Raw genomic sequence first — 16876 nt, forward strand, 5'->3', positions numbered from 1 at the left:
GAGAGGCAGATGAACGACAAGCCCGAAATGACGCCCGCGCCCGATGCGAAACCGACCCGGCTGCGGCCATGGCTCAAGGTCCTCTTTGCCGCCTCGCTGGCGCTCAACCTGCTGATCGTGGGGGTCGCCGGAGGGCTGGCCCTGTTCCACGGACCGGACGGCGATCACCGCAAGCCGCCCCGTGTCGACCGCTATGGCGGCCCGCTGACCGGTGCGCTGACGCGCGAGGACAAGCGCGCGATCTGGCAGGAGCTGCGCGCCGCCTACCGCGAAGGCCGCCCGTCGCGTGACGAGATGCGGGCCGAGTTCGCGACCGTCGTGCAGGCGCTGCGGGCCGATCCCTATGACCCGACGGTGGTCGAGGACAGCCTGAACCGCCAGTACCAGATGGCGGTCGAGCGGCAGCGTCTGGGGCAGGACCTGCTGATGAAGCGCCTGCGCGAGATGTCCCCGGACGAGCGCCGGGCCTTTGCCGACCGGCTGGAGGAGGGCATGAACCGCCGCCGGTCCGACAAGGACTGAGCGCGGGGTCAGCCCGCCGCGACAGCGACGAGGTTCCGTCCGGCGCCCTTGGCCGCGTAAAGCGCGCGGTCGGCCTGCTGGATCATCCGTTCCACCGCGCCGGGGCCGGGGGGCAGGCTGGCGCTCAGCCCCATGCTGACGGTCAGGTGCAGCACCTCGGACCCGCCCGGCACCGGAACCGCCGCGCGCGAGATCTCTTCGCGCAGGCGGTCGGCGACGCGCTGCGCCTCGGGCAGGCGGGTGTCGGGCATGACGATCAGGAACTCCTCTCCGCCGAAGCGCGCGACCAGGTCGCACGTCCGCAGGTTGTCGCGCAACAGATCGGCCAGCACGACCAGCGCCGCATCGCCCGCGGGATGACCGTGGGTGTCGTTCACCCGCTTGAAGTGGTCGATGTCCGCCAGGGCCAGCGCAAAGGGCCGCCCGCCGAGCGCGGCATCCTCGACCAGCTGGTCGAGGTAGCTTTCCGCGTAACGCCGGTTGCGCAGGCCGGTCAGCGAATCCGTGACGGCGGCGCGAAGTCCGTCCTGCACCCGCCGCCGCATCCGGTCGGCGCTGCGCTTGCGGCGCAGCAGGATCTCGGTCCGGCCCAGCACCTCGCGCGGGTCGAAGCCGAAGGGCAACAGCGCGCTGCCGCCCTGATCCAGCGCATCCGCGGCCACCGGATTGCGGTGATCGGCGGTCAGCAGCAGGACTTCCGCGTGCCGGGTCGACCGCTGCGACCGGATGTCCGCGATCAGACGCAGCACCGCCTTGCGTTCGGTCCCGTCGAGGTCGATCACCACGACGTCCGGGGCGTTGCCGGACTTGAGCCAGCGCAGCGCCTCGTTGATCGGCAATGGCATGAACCGGTGCCGGGACAGGCGCGACAGGGCGTGGTGCCAGTCCAGCGCGGTCGGGGAGCGCCGCGTGACCAGCGACACGGTGCCCGGCTGTTCGAACTCGGACATCGGCTCGGCCATGCCGAAGCTGCGGCCGGTCAGGTCGCGCAGCCGCATCTCGTCCTCGGTCCCGTGGGTGCGGATCAGGCTGCGCAGGCGGGCGTGCATCAGCACCTCGGGCTGCGTGCGGAAGAACACGTCATCGGCGCCGGCCGCCAGCATCCGTGCGCGGGTGGTGCGGTCGCTGCGCTGTGTCAGGACGACGATCGCCGCCGTTCCGGTGTCGGGCCGTTTGCGCAGGTCGCGGATCAGGTCCTCGGCAGGGGTGCCGGACAGGGTGTCCGACACCATCACCACGTCCGGCCGCCGTCCATCCAGCTGCGCCTGTGCCTCCGCCCAGTCAGAGGCTTGCAGAATCGTGGGAAAGGTCGCGTTAAGCTGAACCTTCAGGACGATCCGATTGGTCGCCGATTCATCAATGACTATGGCGGTGCCGACCATGAAGCAGCCTTCGACGCGCGTGAACGATTGGTCTATCTTTTGTTCGGATTGGTTAAGAAATTCTTTCCAACGCCGGACAGCCGTCCGAAATAACAGGGATCCCGCCCCATGAAGCAGAGTTCCGCCGAAACCGTCGCCCTGGAATGCCTGGCCTGGCTGGCCGGACACGACGACCTGCTGCCGGTGTTCCTCGGCGCGTCGGGGGCCAGCGGGGACGATCTGCGCGCGCGTGCGACCGAACCGGCCTTTCTGGCCTCGGTGCTGGAGTTCCTGACGATGGACGACGCCTGGGTCGTGCGGTGCTGCGACGCGCGGGGGCTGGCCTACGAGACGCCGATGCAGGCACTGGCCGTCCTGCAGGGGCGCGGGCGGACCCACTGGACCTGACCCACGGTCAGAGGTGCTTCAGACCGCGCGAGTCACCCTGCACCAGCTTGTCGAGCAGGGACTTGAGCTGGGCGTGTTCCGCATCCGACAGCCGCGCGGCCAGCGCCGCGCCGTTCGCGCGCGCCAGCGGGGTGCCCTCGGTCAGCGCCGTGGTTCCGGCGGCGGTCAACTGCACCCGCCGCGTCCGCCTGTCGCCGTCGCCGGTGTCGCGCGCGACAAGGCCCGCCGCCTCCATCTGGCGCAGGGCGCGGCTGGTGGCGGTGCGGTCGATGCCCACGAAATCCGCGATGTCAGAGGGCTGGGTCAGCCCCTCGTTCCCGACGGCCAGCAGCACGCACCACGTGATCCGCGTCAGGCCAAGCCCGCGCAGGGAGTCGTCCAGCCGCCGCTCCTGCTGGCGCGAGGCGATGGACAGGCGGTAGCCGAGCGAGTCGTGCAGGCGATAGGGGGGCTGTTGGGTCATGGGCCATCCCTAGTCGCGCGGTGGTCATTGTCAATCGCGCCGGCTTGCGGAGGGGGGCGTATCCGGCCAAGGTGCCGCCGCGCGGCAAGGGGACAGACATGCGGATCGACGGCATCATCTTCGACAAGGACGGCACGCTGTTCGACTTCGGTGCGACATGGAACGCCTGGGCGGGGCGGGTGATCGAGGACAGCAGCGGCGGCGACCCCGAGATCGCGCGCCGTGTGGCGGACTCGATGCGTTACGACCTCGAAGCGCGGACGTTTCTGCCCGACAGCCCGGTGATCGCGGGGACCAACCGCGAGGCGGCGGAACTGGTGGTGCAGGGCAACCCGGCGCTGTCGGTGGAGGAAACCGAAGTGCTGCTGATGACCCGCGCCGCCGAGGCGCCGCAGGTGTCCGCCGTGCCGCTGGTGCCGTTGCTGAGCGCGCTGCGGGACCGTGGCCTGCGGATCGGGCTGATGACCAACGACACCGAGTTTTCGGCCCGCGCGCATCTGGATGCGGCCGGCGTGACGGACCTGTTCGACATGGTGATCGGGTTCGACAGCGGCTACGGGGCGAAACCCGATCCCGATCCGCTGCTGGCCTTCGCCGCGCAGATGGATCTGACGCCTGCGCGGGTGGCGATGGTCGGCGACAGCACCCACGACCTGATTGCAGGGCGTGCCGCCGGGATGATCCCGGTCGCTGTTCTGACCGGAATGGCGCAGCGGGGCGAACTGGAAGAATTCGCCGACCTCGTCCTGCCCGACATCGGCCATATCCCCGGCTGGCTCGACACGCACTGACGCCAGCGGGGCCCGAATGCGACAGGACCCGTCGCATCCGGGAGCGAATCCGCCGCTCATCAGCGATTTTCTTGGCACGACCGAGAGGGAGACGCAGATGAACGACCACCCCAGACGCAAACGCGGCGGCGGCCGTGCGGGCCATGCCGCCCGCCGTGGCCCGGCGGTGATCGAACAGCGCCCGTGGCAGCTGACCGTCAACCGCGACCGCCCGACCGAACCGCTGACCGAGGAGGGCGTGCAGGCCATCCACGAGGGCGCCATGACCATCCTCGAGGAGATCGGCGTCGCCATCCTGAACCCCGAGGCGCTGAGGATTCTCGAAGAGGCGGGGTGTCGCTCCGAGGGCGAGGTCGTGTTCTTCGACCGTGATTTCATCATGGAGATGGTGGCGAAATGCCCGCGCGAGTTCACGCTGACGCCGCGCAACCCGGACCGGCAGATCGTGGTGGGTGGCGAGTACATCCTGTTCGGCAACGTCTCTTCTCCGCCGAACTACTGGGATCTGGAGATCGGCAAGAAGGTCCCCGGAACGCGAGAACACTGCGCCAACCTGCTGAAACTCACGCAGTATTTCAACTGCATCCACTTCGCCGGCGGCTATCCGGTGGAGCCGGTGGACGTCCATGCCTCGGTCCGTCACCTCGACGTGCTCTATGACAAGCTGACCCTGACCGACAAGGTGCCCCACGCCTATTCGCTGGGGGCCGAGCGGGTCGAGGACGTGATGGAGATGGTCCGCATCGCGGGCGGCTGGTCGCACGAGGAATTCGATGCAACCCCCCGGATGTACACGAATATCAACTCCACGTCGCCGCTCAAGCATGACTACCCGATGCTGGACGGCTGGATGCGGCTGGCGCGGCGCGGACAGGGCCTGATCGTTACGCCCTTCACGCTGGCCGGCGCGATGGCCCCGGTGACCATGGCGGGCGCCGTGGCGCAGTCGCTGGCCGAGGCGCTGTCGGCTGTCGCACTGGCGCAGTGGATCAACCCCGGCGTGCCCTGTGCCATCGGCACCTTCACCTCGAACGTCGACATGAAATCCGGCGCGCCCGCCTTCGGCACCCCGGAATACATGCGCGCGACCCAGATGACCGGCCAGCTCTGCCGGTTCTACGGCCTGCCGATGCGCTCCTCCGGGGTCTGCGCGGCGAACGTACCGGACGGGCAGGCGATGTGGGAGACGTCGAACAGCCTCTGGGCCGCCGTGCAGTCCGGGACCAATGTCATCTACCACGCGGCGGGCTGGCTGGAGGGCGGGCTGATCGCGTCGCCCGAGAAATTCGTCATGGACTGCGAGGTCATCCAGCAGATCCAGCGCTACATGGACCCCGAGATCTACGCCACCGGACCCGACGACATCGCGCTGGATGCGATCCGCGAGGTCCGGCATAACGGCCATTTCTTCGGCACACAGCACACGCAAGATCGTTACACGACAGCGTTTTACCAACCGTTCCTCAGCGACTGGCGGAATTACGAGGCATGGGAGGCCGCCGGGTCGATCTGGACCGCCGAGCGGGCCCATCACCTCTACAAGCGCATCCTCGCCGAATTCGAGGCGCCGCCGATGGACGAGGCCATCCGCGACGAACTGGCGGCCTTCGTCGAGCGGCGGAAATCCGAAGGCGGGGCGCCGACGGACTTCTGAACTGGTCCTGCCTCGGCGGTCCTGTCAAAGTCGGCGGACTGTCAGGAGGACCACACGTGACGCAGCAGGACGACACACCCCGATCGCCGGTCGCCAGCCGGATCACCCTCAGCGCGCTCGGCGCGCTGGCGGGGCTGTCGGCCTGGACGGTCAGCGAGACATGGGATGGCTCGCGCCTCGCCCTCGGGCTGTCGGTCTTCGTGCTGGGCAGCTTTGCCGTCTTCTTCGCGCTCAGCGGCCCGGTGCGGCTGCGACAGGCGGCGGTCGCCGCCGTGGCGCTGGTTCTGCCGGTCACGCTGATGCTGCTCTGGGCCAGCCTGCGGTTCGACAACGCCGGAGACTTCGTCGCGGAGACGCCGGCACTGGCGGGCTATGCGGTGATCCTCGTGATCGGAATGCCGTTCGTCGCGGCCGCGCTGAAGGGGCCCGGCGGCTGGCGGCGATACGACTGGCTGTTCGATATTTCATGGGTCGCGACAGTGCGTTACGCAGCGGCATGGATCTTTACCGGCGTGTTCTGGCTGCTGGTCACGCTGTCGGACCAGCTGCTGAGGATCGTTGGCATCCGCCTGATCGACCGGCTGCTCGACATCGACCCGGTCCCGTTCATCCTGACCGGTCTCGTCCTCGGCCTCGCGCTGGCGGTGGTGCATGAACTGCGCCGCTACGTGACGCCGTTCCTCGTGCTGCGCCTGCTGCGTCTGCTGCTGCCGCCGATCCTCGTCGTGTCGCTGGTGTTCATCGCGGCCCTGCCGGTGCGGGGGCTGTCGGGGCTGTTCGGAAACCTGTCGGTCGCGGGCACGCTCATGGCGATGACGCTGGCGCTGCTGACTTTGGCGACCGCTGCGCTGGACCGCGACGACGGGGCCGGGGTCAAGGGACGGGGCATGCTGGCAATCGTCCGGCTGAGCGCCATCGTCACGCCGATACTGGGCGCGCTGGCCGTCGCGGCGGTGGCGCGGCGGGTGATGCAATATGGCTGGACGCCCGACCGCGTGGCGGCGGCCTATGGCGTGGCGGTGGCGCTGCTCTACGGGCTGGGCTACGGCCTCGCGGCGCTCCGGGGCGGGCCGTGGCGCGACCGCCTGCGTCGGACCAACATCGCCATGGCGCTGGCTACGGTCGGTGTGGCGCTGCTGTGGATGACGCCGTTGTTCGGCCCCGAGCGCATTTCGGCCCGCGATCAGGTGGCGCGGGTGCTCGACGGGCGCACGCCCGCCGCCGAGGCCCCGGTGTGGGAGCTGATGAACGACTGGGGCCGCGCCGGGACCGCCGGTCTGGCCCGGCTGGCCGCGGCCGAGGATCACCCCGAGAGTGAAACACTGGCCCGGATGATCGAGGAGGCCCGCGCCGCGCGCACCCGCAGCGACTTCCTCTATGCGATGCGCGATTCAGGCGCCGACGAGATGATCGAACGCCTGACCCGTCGTCTGGCCGTCCGGCCCGAAGGGGCGGCGATCCCGCCCGGCCTGCTGCGCGAGGTTCCGGCCCGGCAACTGGCGCAATGGGCCTCGGGATGTGAACGCAGCCTGCCGGACGGGCGCCCGGCCTGCGTCGCGCTGGTGGACCGCTTTCTGCCTGATGGCGGAGAGGTGCAGATCCTGATCCTGTCCAGCCTGTCGGGCGACCGGGCGCAGGCGCACTATGTCTTCCGCCGCGATGACAGGGTCGATGTGCGGATGCCCCGCGACATGGCGGATCCCGGCTGGCTCGACCTGCGCGGCGCCGATATCGCCGCGATCCTCGACGGCGCCACAAGTTTCGAACCGGTGACGATCCGCGCCCTGCGCCTCGGCGACCGTCTGATCGTTCCCGACAATTGAGAATATTCGCCATTCCTTAAGCCCGCGCCGCGATGCTGGTGCCGCGCGTAAGGACGGGACGGATGCACGGGCTGATCATTCAGGCGCTTCAGCGCTTCATCGTGGACACCTACGGGGCAGGCCCATGGGCGGCGGCCTGTCGGGCCATGGGGCTGGCCGGGACGGAATTCGAACCGATGATCGTCTATGACCCGGCACTGACCGACGGTCTGGTCGATGCGCTGTCGACCGGGCTGTCACGCCCCCGCCCGGCGCTGCTCGAGGACCTGGGAACCTACCTTGTCTCCACCCCCAAGAGCGCGGGGTTCCGGCGGCTGCTGCGCTTTCTGGGCGCCGGGTTCGAGGATTTTCTTCACGCGCTCGATGATCTGCCCGACCGGGCACGGCTGGCGATCCCGGACATGCGCCTGCCTGTGCTGGCCCTGCGGTCGGAGGGGGCCGGTTGCTACCTGCTGTCCTGCAGGTCGCACCTGCCGGGGGCCGGGCATGTACTGGTCGGCGTGCTGCGCGCCATGGCGGACGATTACGGCGCGCTCGCGACGCTGGATCACCGGGGCGAAACCGGCGGGGCGGAACAGGTCGCCGTGCAGGTGCATGTCAGCCGTTTCGCGGAGGCGCGGACATTCGACCTGGGGGCCAGGACGGGCTGAGGATGGCGGGTTGCGACAATACGGACGACATGCTGGACCTGCTCTGCCCGATGCACCTACGCGTGGATCCTTCCGGGGTGATCGCGCATGCGGGTCCGTCGCTGGCCAAGCTCAGGCCCGCTGCGCCCTTCGCGGGGACACGCTTCGCCGACCGCTTCGATCTGCTGCAACCGGCGCTGTCGGATGCGGGCGCCGGTCTGGCGGATATGGCGGGGCGTCGGCTCCGATTGCGGTTCCGCGACCGGCCCGCGACGATGCTGGTCGGCATCGCGGCCCGCGATGCCGATGGCGGGGCGATCGTAAACCTGTCCTTCGGGATTTCAATCGTCGAGGCGGTGCGCGACTATACCCTGACCATCGCCGATTTTGCCCCGACCGATCTGGCGGTCGAGCTGTTGTTCCTCGTCGAAACGAAATCCGCAGCGATGGCCGCCCTGCAGCAGATGTCGCAGCGGTTCAACGGGGCCCGCATGGCGGCCGAGGAACAGGCACTGACCGATCCGGGCACCGGCCTGCGCAACCGCCGTGCGCTGGACCTGGCGCTGGAGCGGATGATTTCGGACGGGCAGGAATTCGCGCTGATGCATGTCGACCTCGACCGGTTCAAGCAGGTGAACGACACGCTCGGCCATGCCGCGGGCGACCATGTCCTGCGACAGGCTGCGCATGTCATGTCGGTCGAAACCCGGGCAGAGGATACGTTGGCCCGCGTCGGGGGGGACGAATTCGTCCTGCTGTTCCACCGGCTGTGCGACCGTGATCGGCTGGGCGAAATCGCAGCGCGCCTGATCGCGCGGCTGGAAATGCCCATCGACTGGCAGGGGCATCGGTGCGGGATATCGGCCAGCGCGGGGACCGCGATCTCGATCGACTACGACAACCCTTCGGCGGCCCGGATGCTGGCCGATGCGGACGAGGCGCTTTATGCGGCCAAGCGGGCAGGGCGCGGCAGGCACCGGTTCCACCCCGATGGCTGAGGCGTCACAACAACCCGAGGACCGAGGCGATGCCCTGCGCCAGCAGCGCCGCGATCACCGGCAGTGTCAGGCAGGCGGCGGAACGCAGGGCGACGAACCGCCAGCCCATGATCGGTGCCTCGTAGGCCAGGAGCCGGTGCAGGGCGAAGACGGCCCAGCCCGAGATCAGCGCGACCATCTGCGGCAGGCCCGCGCCGCTCTGCTGGAACACGATGGCGATCGGAAACGAGGTCATGGGCCCGCCGGGCAGCAGCCCGCCGATCCCCGCGGCCAGCGCGATCCCCGTGATACCGGACTGCGGCCCGATGACGTGCGACAGGGCGGCGACCGGCACGATCTGCACCAGAAAGGACGCCGCCAGCAAGGCGAAGGGCAGGCGCAGCATCAGCGTCTTGGCCGTGCCGAGCGCCGATACTCCGGCCTTCTGCAGGCCCGGCGTGCCTTCGCGCCGCCAGACCAGCACCGACAGCACCAAAACGGCCGCCCAGATGAAGATGACCGCCCCGATCATTCGCGCGGCGGCGGTTTGAGCCGGAACAGCGGCAGGCGCACCAGATAGCGCGCGATCAGCCCGGCGAGGATCGGAAGCGGCAGGCAGGCGGCATAGCGGATGGCCGAGAATTCGACCCCGAGCAGCGGCAGTTCCCAGACGATCAGCCGGTTGAAGCCAAGCAGCGACCATGCCGAGATGAAGGCGATCAGCGCCCCGGCATCGGCCCCCGCGATCCACAGCGCATAGACCATCGGGAACGAGGTGAACGGCCCGCCGGGGGTCAGCAGGCCCGCCACAAGTGCCAGCGTCAGGCCCTTGATCCCGGATCCCGCGCCCAGCAGTTGCGCGACCTTCTCCTGGCTGACCAGCCGCGTGACCAGCCCGCCGATCAGCAGACCGGCGGCCAGCTGCGGCAGGATCGACAGCATCAGCAGGGCCGCTTCTGTCAGGGCGTCGGTGACAGCGCCGGGACCCGATTTGTGATAGGCGATCGCCCCGGTCACAACGGCGAGGCTGATGAAAGCGATGTCGGTCTTGGCGATTTTCAAACGAGGGGGCCTTCTGTGTCCGGCCAAGCTGCGGCTGCGGCGGGGGAATTGCAATCGCCGACGCGGCCCGTTTCACGAACATGCAGTGTTGCAGCCACTGAAACGGGCAGCGGTGGACATCGCGTTCCTTCGGCGTGATCCTGTGGCGGCTGAGCGGAAGAGGCGTCATGGACAACACCGATCGCAGGGCCGGGGTCTTTTACGACCGGCTGACCAATTGGCAGGACGAGGCGCGGATGTTCCGCGAGATCCTGCTGGCGACGCCTCTGGTCGAGACGTTCAAATGGCGGCAGCCCTGTTACGGCTGGGAGGGCGAGAATGTCGCCTTGGTCGGTGTCTTCCGGGACTTCTGCGCGCTGAGCATATTCCGGGGCGTGCTGCTTAACGATCCGGAGGGCATCCTCGTACCGCCGGGCGAGAACAGCCGGTCGGCCCGGATCTTTCGCGCCACGAGCACCGAGGACATCAGCGCGCATCGCGACGCCCTGCACGCCTGCCTGCTGGAGGCGATCGAGTTGCATCGCGCGGGACGGACTGTCGCACCGATGGACGGCGATCCCGACCACCCCGAGGAACTGACCGAGGCGCTGGATGCCGATCCGGGGCTGGCCGAGGCCTTTGCCGCCCTGACACCGGGCCGCCGCCGCGGATGGATCCTGCAGTTCGCCGGGGCCAAGCAGGCCGCGACCCGGCGGTCACGGATCGAAAAGGCGATGCCCCGGATACTGGAGGGTCAGGGGCCACACGACCGCTGAGCGGTCGCAGCCCCCCAGTCAGGGCCGCAGCGGTCCCAGCAGGCCAAGTTCCGTCGCGAGAATCTGCAGTGCGAGGTATCGCGACCGGATGCGGGCATGCGACAGGCCGCCCGCGATGAACCACAGGTTCTTCTGCGGCGTCCGGCGGCAGATGTTGTTCAGCTCGCCATCCTCGCCCAGCCCCCAGACGGGTCCCAGCCTGTCGACAACCGCCTGCCCCATGGTGCGGCGCACCAGTTCCGACTGGCCGAGATAGCCGGTGGCCAGCACGATGACGTCGGCGGGCACAGTCGAGCCGTCCTTCAGCCGCGCGCCCTCGGGCGAAAAGCTTTCGATCCGGTCGTAATCCAGCAGGCCGATCTCGCCCTTGATGAGCAGTTCCGAACTGCCGGCGTCGAGGTTGTAGCCCCCGCCGCGCCGGTAGTATTTCATCTGGTGGCCGGTCTCGTCATGGCCGATGTCGAACTTGAAGCCGATCCGCTTGAGGCCCTCGATCATGTCGTGGTCCAGTTCCAGCATACGCTTGACGACAAGCCGATAGGCGTCGGCCTGCAGGGCCGGGCTGGCCGAGGTGGCGATCAGGTCGTTGTCGGCCATCGGCGGGCCTTCGTTGTAGATCGCCTCGTTCAGCCGCGCGCTCGGGTTGATCGAGACCACGGTCGTCGACCCGCGCTGCACCATCGTGGTGTTCACGCCAAAGCTGTGGAGGTCCAGCGCGATGTCGTTGGCGCTGGTGCCGGTGCCGATGATCAGCGCCCGCTTGCCCGCCCATTTCGCGCCGGTGTCGAAACCTTCGGCATGGATCACCTCGCCTTCGAAGTCGCTCAGTCCGGGCAGGTCGGGCACCTTGGGATAGCTGCTGGTGCCGTTGGCGAGAATGATATGGCGGGGCCGCACGGTGCGGAGGCCGTCCTCGCCGCGGTTCAGGACCGCCTCCCACCGTCCGCTGTCCTCGTCCCACCGGGCCGAGACCAGTTCGGAGTTGGTCCAGCAGTTGATCTCCATCGCCTCGGCATACATCTCGAACCAGTTTCCGAGCATGTCCTTGGGGATGTAGGTCGGGTAGGTCGGCGGAAACTCCATGAACGGCAGGTGGTTGATATGCGTGGAGTTGTGCAGCGCCAGCGAATGGTAGCGCCTGCGCCAGCTGTCGCCGATCCGGGGCCAGCGTTCGGCCACCAGCGTGTCCACCCCGATCGCGCCGAGCCGGGCGGCGACCGAAAGCCCGGCCTGCGCCGCGCCGATCACGAGGACCGTCGGTTCGCGGTCGGCATAGGCAACCGCCTTCTGCCGGACCTCCAGCCAGTTGTCGCCGCCGAAGTTGCGGGAATAGGCCGCGCCCGTGGGGCGGTTCTTGCCGATGCGTTCGGGATGGCCCTCGAGTTCCTCGAGGATAGTCGACACGTGCCATGCCTTCATCGCCCCGGTTTCGGCCTCGGGGATCAGGCGGAAGATGCCCGAGCCGCTCCCGATGGCGGTCTTGAATTCGAAGATCGCCTCGATGCAGTCGCGCCCGACGCGCTTGACCTGACGCGGGGCCTTGCGGCCCGCGGGCAGGTGCAGCCCTTCGGCCCGCGTCGTTTCCTGGGCGGCAGCCAGCCCTCCGGCCACGTCCGCACGCCCGCGCTCCGACGAGAAATCCCAGGTGAAGGCCATGACATCGCGCCAGTGGCAGTCGTCGTGAAACAGGGCCCCGATCCGTCCGGCATCGCGGCTGGACAGCGCCGCCTCGAAATCGGCGAGCCATGTTTCGCTGGCGATGCGGATGTCATCCGGGAGCGGGGCTGTCCCTGTCAGGGCTTGCTGAACCGTCATGCGAGTCGTCCTCCTTGACCGTGACCCTAGGCGACATCCGACCAGCGGAGCAGATCGGACGACAATTTATCACTGTTGTGGCGGGTTCCATTTCACGGGGCCACCGGCTCATGAATGGCCATGTGACCACCGGAGCGAATCCCCGAAGCCTTCGCATCCGTGCGAAGACGCATCCGCGCCTTGCCGGACCGGTCGCCGGATGGCGTTCTGGGGCCGTATAGCGGGCGAGGGAGGTTTCAGTCATGCCGAACGGATCAACTGGCGCACAGGGGCCGGCCCTGACGGTCGAATCGCTCGGCCGCGCCCCGGAACTGCCGGCCGAGGCCCTCGATGCACCGGCGCGCGAGGTCTTCGATGCCTTCCGGTCGTTCCGCGACACCATCCCCGGGCCGTTCCGCGCCTGGCTCCGGCACGGAGAGTTCGCGGCCCGGATGAAATCGGTCTCCGACAAGGTGATCCGGGACGGCCTGCTGACGGCGCGGGAACGCGAGATCGCCATTCTGATGACGGCCCGCCATCTGGACGCCGCCTTCATCCGCGCGGCGCACGAGAAGATCGGCGCGCGGGCGGGCCTGTCCGAAGCGGTCATGACCGCGATCCACGAAGGCCGCACGCCCGACCTCGACACGGATCGTGAACAGGCGCTCCACGCTGCGGCGGCGGCCATGCTGACCGCGCGCCCTGCGCCGCAGGATGTCTACGACGAAGCCCTTGCGACACTCGGTATCGAGGCGCTGTGCGAATTGTCGGGACTGATGGGTTTCTACAGTTCCTGCGCCTTCATCCTGACGTTCCACGACGCACAGGCGGGCTGAAGGCGGAGGCCGCCGATTGCCTGTCTGGGCGGGCGGTTGAGGCTGTGATATGCGGGGGAAGTGGCAGCCCGTAGGGGAATCGAACCCCTCTTTCCAGGTTGAAAACCTGGCGTCCTAACCGATAGACGAACGGGCCAAACCTTGGCGTGAGGCGGCTTTTAGGCAAAGCCCCGGTGCTCTGCAAGGGGAAAATTTGCTCGGTTGCAGTATTTCGTCGCCTTCGGTTTTCACGTGCCGCCGTCCGCCCGCAATGGCCCGAACCGGCATCACGCGGCGGGCACCGGCGCCGCATCTTCGAGGCGCATCTGGACGCTCTGCCGCCCGCCCCAGTCGTTGATTTCGAGCCGCCCGGCGAGGTGGAATCGCTGCCCCTTGCCGCTGGAAAGGGCCGGCCCGAGCGGGCCGTCGAAGGCGCCGAACAGGATCGCGTCGAGCTTGGCGCCCATGCCGTCGCCGAAGGTCAGCTTCAGGTGCCGTTCACCCACCGGACGGGCGTAGTGAATCGCCGCGTCGGGGAAGGCGAAACGCGGGGCGGGGGCGCTGGCGCCGTAGGGGCCCGCGTCCTCCAGCCTGCGGATCAGTTCGACCGTGGCGGCGCCGGGCATCAAAAGCCCGTCCAGCCGCAGGTCGGCAGCCCCGCCGGTGCCCGCGCCCTGCTTGGCCAGCAGTTCGGCCAGGCGGGCCATCGCGGGCTCCAGCCGGTCCCGTGCAACGGTCAGCCCCGCCGCCATGCGGTGGCCGCCGCCCTTGACCAGCAGGCCCTCCGCCGCCAGCCGCTGCACCGATGCGCCGAGGTCCACACCGGCGACCGATCGGCCCGAGCCTTTGCCTTCGTCGCCGTCCAGCCCGATCACCACGGCCGGGCGGTTGGTCAGCTCCTTCAGGCGCGAGGCGACGATGCCGACCACGCCGGGGTGCCAGCCTTCGCCCGCCGCCCAGACCAGCGGCGCATCCAGCCCGCGCGCCTCGGCCTGCGCCATGGCGGCGGCCTGCACCTGCGCCTCGATCTCTCGGCGTTCGGCGTTGAACTGTTCCAGCCGGTCGGCCATCGCCCTGGCCTCGTGCGGGTCGGTCGAGGACAGTAGCCGCGCCCCGAGATCCGCGCGCCCGACACGGCCCCCCGCATTGATCCGGGGGCCGAGCACGTAGCCGAGGTGATAGGAGGACGGCGCGCTGGTCAGCCGCCCGACATCGGCCAGCGCGGCCAGACCCGGCCGTTCGCGCCGCGCCATGACCCGCAGGCCCTGCCGCACCAGAGCCCGGTTCACGCCGATCAGCGGCGCGACATCGGCCACCGTGGCCAGCGCGACGAGGTCGAGCATCGCCATCAGGTCCGGGCCACGCGCGCCGGCCTCGCGCATCTGGCGGTTCGCTTCGACCAGCATCAGGAACACCACGGCGGCGGCGCAGAGATGCGCGAGGTCGCCGCTTTCGTCCTGCCGGTTGGGGTTCACGCAGGCGACGCAGTCGGGCAGGGTCTCGCCGCCCAGATGGTGGTCCAGGATCACCACGTCGCAGCCCGCCGCCGCCACGGGTTCATGGCTCAGAGTGCCGCAGTCGACGCAGACGATCAGGTCATGCGCCGCGCCGAGCTCCCGCATCGCCGGCACGTTGGGCCCATAGCCCTCGTCTATCCGGTCCGGCACGTAAAGGGTGGCCGTGCGCCCGACCTGCCGCAGCCAGTCGATCAGCAGCGCAGCCGACGTTCCGCCATCCACGTCGTAGTCGGCAAAGATCGCGATCCGTTCGCCGCCCTTCACCGCGCGCAGGAACCGGGCGGCGGCGGTCTCCATGTCCTTCAGGCTGCGTGGATTGGGCAGCAAGGCGCGGATCTGCGGGGCCAGATAGGCCTCGGCCTCTGCCGCCCCGACACCGGCCCGCGCGAGGACCTGCGCCAGCGCCCGGTCATAGCCGGTGGCCTGCATCAGCGCCTCGGCCGCGCGGTCGGCCTCGACCGACGGCCCGACCCAGCGTCGACCGCTCAGCGATGCCTCGACCCCCAGATATGCCAAAGGCGACCCCCTCACTATCTCAGCGCGATCCCCTGCTTCATCTGGCCGGATAAACTCCCGCCGTAGGCTCCCGCACCCTCCGCTCGCGCGGGGGACGGGGACAGGGCGCGCGGCCTCAGACCTCCTCGATCCGCAGCGCGACCGGCTCGCCCTCGACGACCCCGGTTTCGGCCATCGCCCCGATGGCGCGGTCCAGATCGGCGCGGACGCAGCGATGCGTGACGATCAGCACCGGCGCGGTCGTCTCGTCGTGGTCGTACTGCCGCATCCGGTTGATCGAAATGCCATTTTGCCCCAGCACCGCCGCCACCTTGGCGAGCGCACCGGGTTTGTCCTGCAGCGCCATGCGCAGGTAGAAGGCGGCGGGGGTGGCCGATACGGCGGGCGTCGCCTGCTTCAGCCCTGCGGCGGGCTGGCCGAACACCGGCAGCCGCAGCCCGCGCGCGATGTCGCAGACATCGGCCATCACGGCCGAGGCGGTCGGACCTTCGCCCGCACCCGCGCCGCGCAGCACGATCTGGCCGACAGAGTCGCCTTCGATCACCACCATGTTCGTCCCGCCCTCGAGCTGGCCGAGCGGCGAGGCGCAGGGCACGAGGCAGGGCGACATGCGCTGTTCCAGCCCGCGACCGGTCATCCGGCTGACGCCGAGCAGCTTGATCCGATAGCCCATGTCGGCGGCCTGCCGGATGTCCTCGATGGTGATCCGGCCGATGCCCTCCAGCTCCATCGCGTCGAAGGCGACCCGGGTGCCGAATGCGATCGAGGCGAGGATCGACAGCTTGTGACCCGCGTCGATGCCGCCCACGTCGAGGTTCGGATCGGCCTCCAGGTAGCCGAGCTTGTTGGCCTCCTCGAAGACCTCGTCATAGCTCAGCCCCGACGACTGCATCCGCGTCAGGATGTAGTTGCAGGTGCCGTTCATCACGCCCATGACACGGGTGATCTCGTTGCCGGCCAGCCCTTCCATCAGCGACTTGATGACCGGGATGCCGCCCGCGACGGCGGCCTCGTAGCGGATCACCCGGCCCGCGCCCTCGGCCAGTTCGGCCAGCGCCTGACCGTGGACGGCCAGCATCGCCTTGTTGGCGGTAACGACATCCTTGCCCGCCTTCAGCGCGGCTTCGGTCGCGGCCTTGGCCGGGCCGTCGGCGCCGCCCATAAGTTCGACGAAGACGTCGACATCGTCGCGGGTCGCCAGTTCGACGGGGTTGTCCTCCCAGTCGTAGCCGGTGATCGGCACGCCGCGATCCTTGTCGCGGTTGCGGGCCGAGACGGCCGAGATCACGATCGCGCGGCCCGTGCGGGCGGTCAGCAGTGCGGATTGCTTGCGGACGATGCGCAGAACGCCGACGCCCACGGTTCCCAGACCGGCGATGCCGAGGCGCAGGGGTTTGGTCATGTCCGTCTCCGTCGTGGCTGCTCTTGGCGCCGGATTAGCGCGTTGCCGGGACCCTTGCAACGCGAAGCCGCGCCGCGCGGGTCATTGCCGGCGCAGGCGGGCGCCCTTTGCCCTCAGCCGGTCGCCGCGGGCCTGCAGCTCGGCCGCGGTGGTATCCTCGATCAGCGGTTCGGGAATCGCGTCGTCGAAGCGGGCTGTCGCGATCAGGTTCGGGTAGGGGGCCGCCTTGGCCTGCGCGTCGATGGTCCGGTCGATCGGCGGCAGTTGAGCACAGCCTGCGGTCAGGGCGACTGTCAGCATCAGGGCGAGGGAACGGGCAGGGCGCATGTGTCAGCTTTGCCGCATCGGTCCGGCGCCGTCCAGCGCGGCTTGCTATGAACATCTGTT

General features: G+C 69.1%; 17 protein-coding genes and 1 tRNA gene. 9 read left to right on the forward strand and 9 right to left on the reverse strand.

Features of this window, described 5'->3' with window-relative positions:
* The first annotated feature begins 9 nt into the window (after positions 1 to 9).
* Entirely contained in the window at positions 10 to 522 is a 513-nt protein-coding gene (locus tag ATO6_RS21640) for a periplasmic heavy metal sensor (protein WP_088626142.1), read from the forward strand.
* 8 nt (positions 523 to 530) lie between these two features.
* Here the strand turns inward: ATO6_RS21640 and ATO6_RS21645 are convergent, their stop codons facing one another.
* Complete coding sequence (locus tag ATO6_RS21645; protein ID WP_088626143.1) at positions 531 to 1904, reverse strand: diguanylate cyclase; 1374 nt, start codon at positions 1902 to 1904, stop codon at positions 531 to 533.
* Between the two features lie 108 nt (positions 1905 to 2012).
* On the opposite strand from ATO6_RS21645, the gene ATO6_RS21650 reads away from it, so the two are divergent.
* Entirely contained in the window at positions 2013 to 2291 is a 279-nt protein-coding gene (locus tag ATO6_RS21650; RefSeq protein WP_088626144.1) for a DUF3572 domain-containing protein, read from the forward strand.
* 7 nt (positions 2292 to 2298) lie between these two features.
* On the opposite strand, the gene ATO6_RS21655 is transcribed toward ATO6_RS21650, so the two are convergent.
* A complete protein-coding gene (locus tag ATO6_RS21655; RefSeq protein WP_088626145.1) occupies positions 2299 to 2754 on the reverse strand; it encodes a MarR family winged helix-turn-helix transcriptional regulator in 456 nt (151 codons plus the stop codon).
* Positions 2755 to 2852: 98 nt separating this feature from the next.
* Here ATO6_RS21655 and ATO6_RS21660 point away from each other — a divergent pair, with 98 nt between their 5' ends.
* The 5 genes from ATO6_RS21660 to ATO6_RS21680 all read left to right on the forward strand — a co-directional run bounded on the left by ATO6_RS21660 (position 2853) and on the right by ATO6_RS21680 (position 8649).
* On the forward strand, positions 2853 to 3545 hold the full coding sequence (locus tag ATO6_RS21660; RefSeq protein WP_088626146.1) for an HAD family hydrolase: 693 nt from the start codon (positions 2853 to 2855) through the stop codon (positions 3543 to 3545).
* Positions 3546 to 3642: 97 nt separating this feature from the next.
* The gene (locus ATO6_RS21665) at positions 3643 to 5199 is read left to right on the forward strand and encodes a trimethylamine methyltransferase family protein (RefSeq protein WP_088626147.1); all 1557 of its coding nucleotides are present in this window, start codon (positions 3643 to 3645) and stop codon (positions 5197 to 5199) included.
* Positions 5200 to 5255: 56 nt separating this feature from the next.
* Complete coding sequence (locus tag ATO6_RS21670; protein ID WP_088626148.1) at positions 5256 to 7022, forward strand: DUF4153 domain-containing protein; 1767 nt, start codon at positions 5256 to 5258, stop codon at positions 7020 to 7022.
* Positions 7023 to 7084: 62 nt separating this feature from the next.
* Positions 7085 to 7672 carry a heme NO-binding domain-containing protein gene (locus ATO6_RS21675; RefSeq protein ID WP_088626149.1) on the forward strand — a complete coding sequence of 196 codons (588 nt, stop codon included), beginning with the start codon at positions 7085 to 7087 and terminating at the stop codon, positions 7670 to 7672.
* A 2-nt stretch (positions 7673 to 7674) separates the two neighbouring features.
* Positions 7675 to 8649, forward strand: a complete 975-nt coding sequence (locus ATO6_RS21680; protein ID WP_254919239.1) for a GGDEF domain-containing protein — start codon at positions 7675 to 7677, stop codon at positions 8647 to 8649.
* 4 nt (positions 8650 to 8653) lie between these two features.
* Here ATO6_RS21680 and ATO6_RS21685 read toward each other — a convergent pair whose 3' ends face one another.
* Positions 8654 to 9160, reverse strand: coding sequence for a hypothetical protein (locus ATO6_RS21685; RefSeq protein WP_088626150.1), 507 nt, complete (start codon positions 9158 to 9160; stop codon positions 8654 to 8656).
* Entirely contained in the window at positions 9157 to 9690 is a 534-nt protein-coding gene (locus tag ATO6_RS21690; RefSeq protein ID WP_088626151.1) for a permease, read from the reverse strand. Before ATO6_RS21690 ends, ATO6_RS21685 begins: the two co-directional genes overlap by 4 nt.
* 167 nt (positions 9691 to 9857) lie before the next feature.
* Between ATO6_RS21690 and ATO6_RS21695 the strand changes: the two genes are divergently transcribed.
* Complete coding sequence (locus tag ATO6_RS21695) at positions 9858 to 10445, forward strand: YdeI family protein (protein WP_088626152.1); 588 nt, start codon at positions 9858 to 9860, stop codon at positions 10443 to 10445.
* An 18-nt stretch (positions 10446 to 10463) separates the two neighbouring features.
* Here ATO6_RS21695 and ATO6_RS21700 read toward each other — a convergent pair whose 3' ends face one another.
* Complete coding sequence (locus tag ATO6_RS21700; protein ID WP_088626153.1) at positions 10464 to 12260, reverse strand: NAD(P)/FAD-dependent oxidoreductase; 1797 nt, start codon at positions 12258 to 12260, stop codon at positions 10464 to 10466.
* 242 nt (positions 12261 to 12502) lie between these two features.
* On the opposite strand from ATO6_RS21700, the gene ATO6_RS21705 reads away from it, so the two are divergent.
* Positions 12503 to 13075 carry a carboxymuconolactone decarboxylase family protein gene (locus tag ATO6_RS21705; RefSeq protein ID WP_088626154.1) on the forward strand — a complete coding sequence of 191 codons (573 nt, stop codon included), beginning with the start codon at positions 12503 to 12505 and terminating at the stop codon, positions 13073 to 13075.
* Between the two features lie 61 nt (positions 13076 to 13136).
* On the opposite strand, the gene ATO6_RS21710 is transcribed toward ATO6_RS21705, so the two are convergent.
* The 4 genes from ATO6_RS21710 to ATO6_RS21725 all read right to left on the reverse strand — a co-directional run bounded on the left by ATO6_RS21710 (position 13137) and on the right by ATO6_RS21725 (position 16816).
* Positions 13137 to 13211 (reverse strand) — tRNA-Glu (locus tag ATO6_RS21710).
* A 130-nt stretch (positions 13212 to 13341) separates the two neighbouring features.
* A complete protein-coding gene (gene recJ, locus ATO6_RS21715) occupies positions 13342 to 15087 on the reverse strand; it encodes a single-stranded-DNA-specific exonuclease RecJ (protein WP_088626155.1) in 1746 nt (581 codons plus the stop codon).
* Positions 15088 to 15202: 115 nt separating this feature from the next.
* Positions 15203 to 16489 carry a homoserine dehydrogenase gene (locus tag ATO6_RS21720; RefSeq protein WP_088626156.1) on the reverse strand — a complete coding sequence of 429 codons (1287 nt, stop codon included), beginning with the start codon at positions 16487 to 16489 and terminating at the stop codon, positions 15203 to 15205.
* 81 nt (positions 16490 to 16570) lie between these two features.
* Entirely contained in the window at positions 16571 to 16816 is a 246-nt protein-coding gene (locus tag ATO6_RS21725; protein ID WP_088626157.1) for a hypothetical protein, read from the reverse strand.
* Positions 16817 to 16876: the final 60 nt, after the last annotated feature.

Origin of the sequence: Oceanicola sp. 22II-s10i (assembly GCF_002210105.1) — a bacterium.
GTDB lineage: Bacteria > Pseudomonadota > Alphaproteobacteria > Rhodobacterales > Rhodobacteraceae > Pseudooceanicola.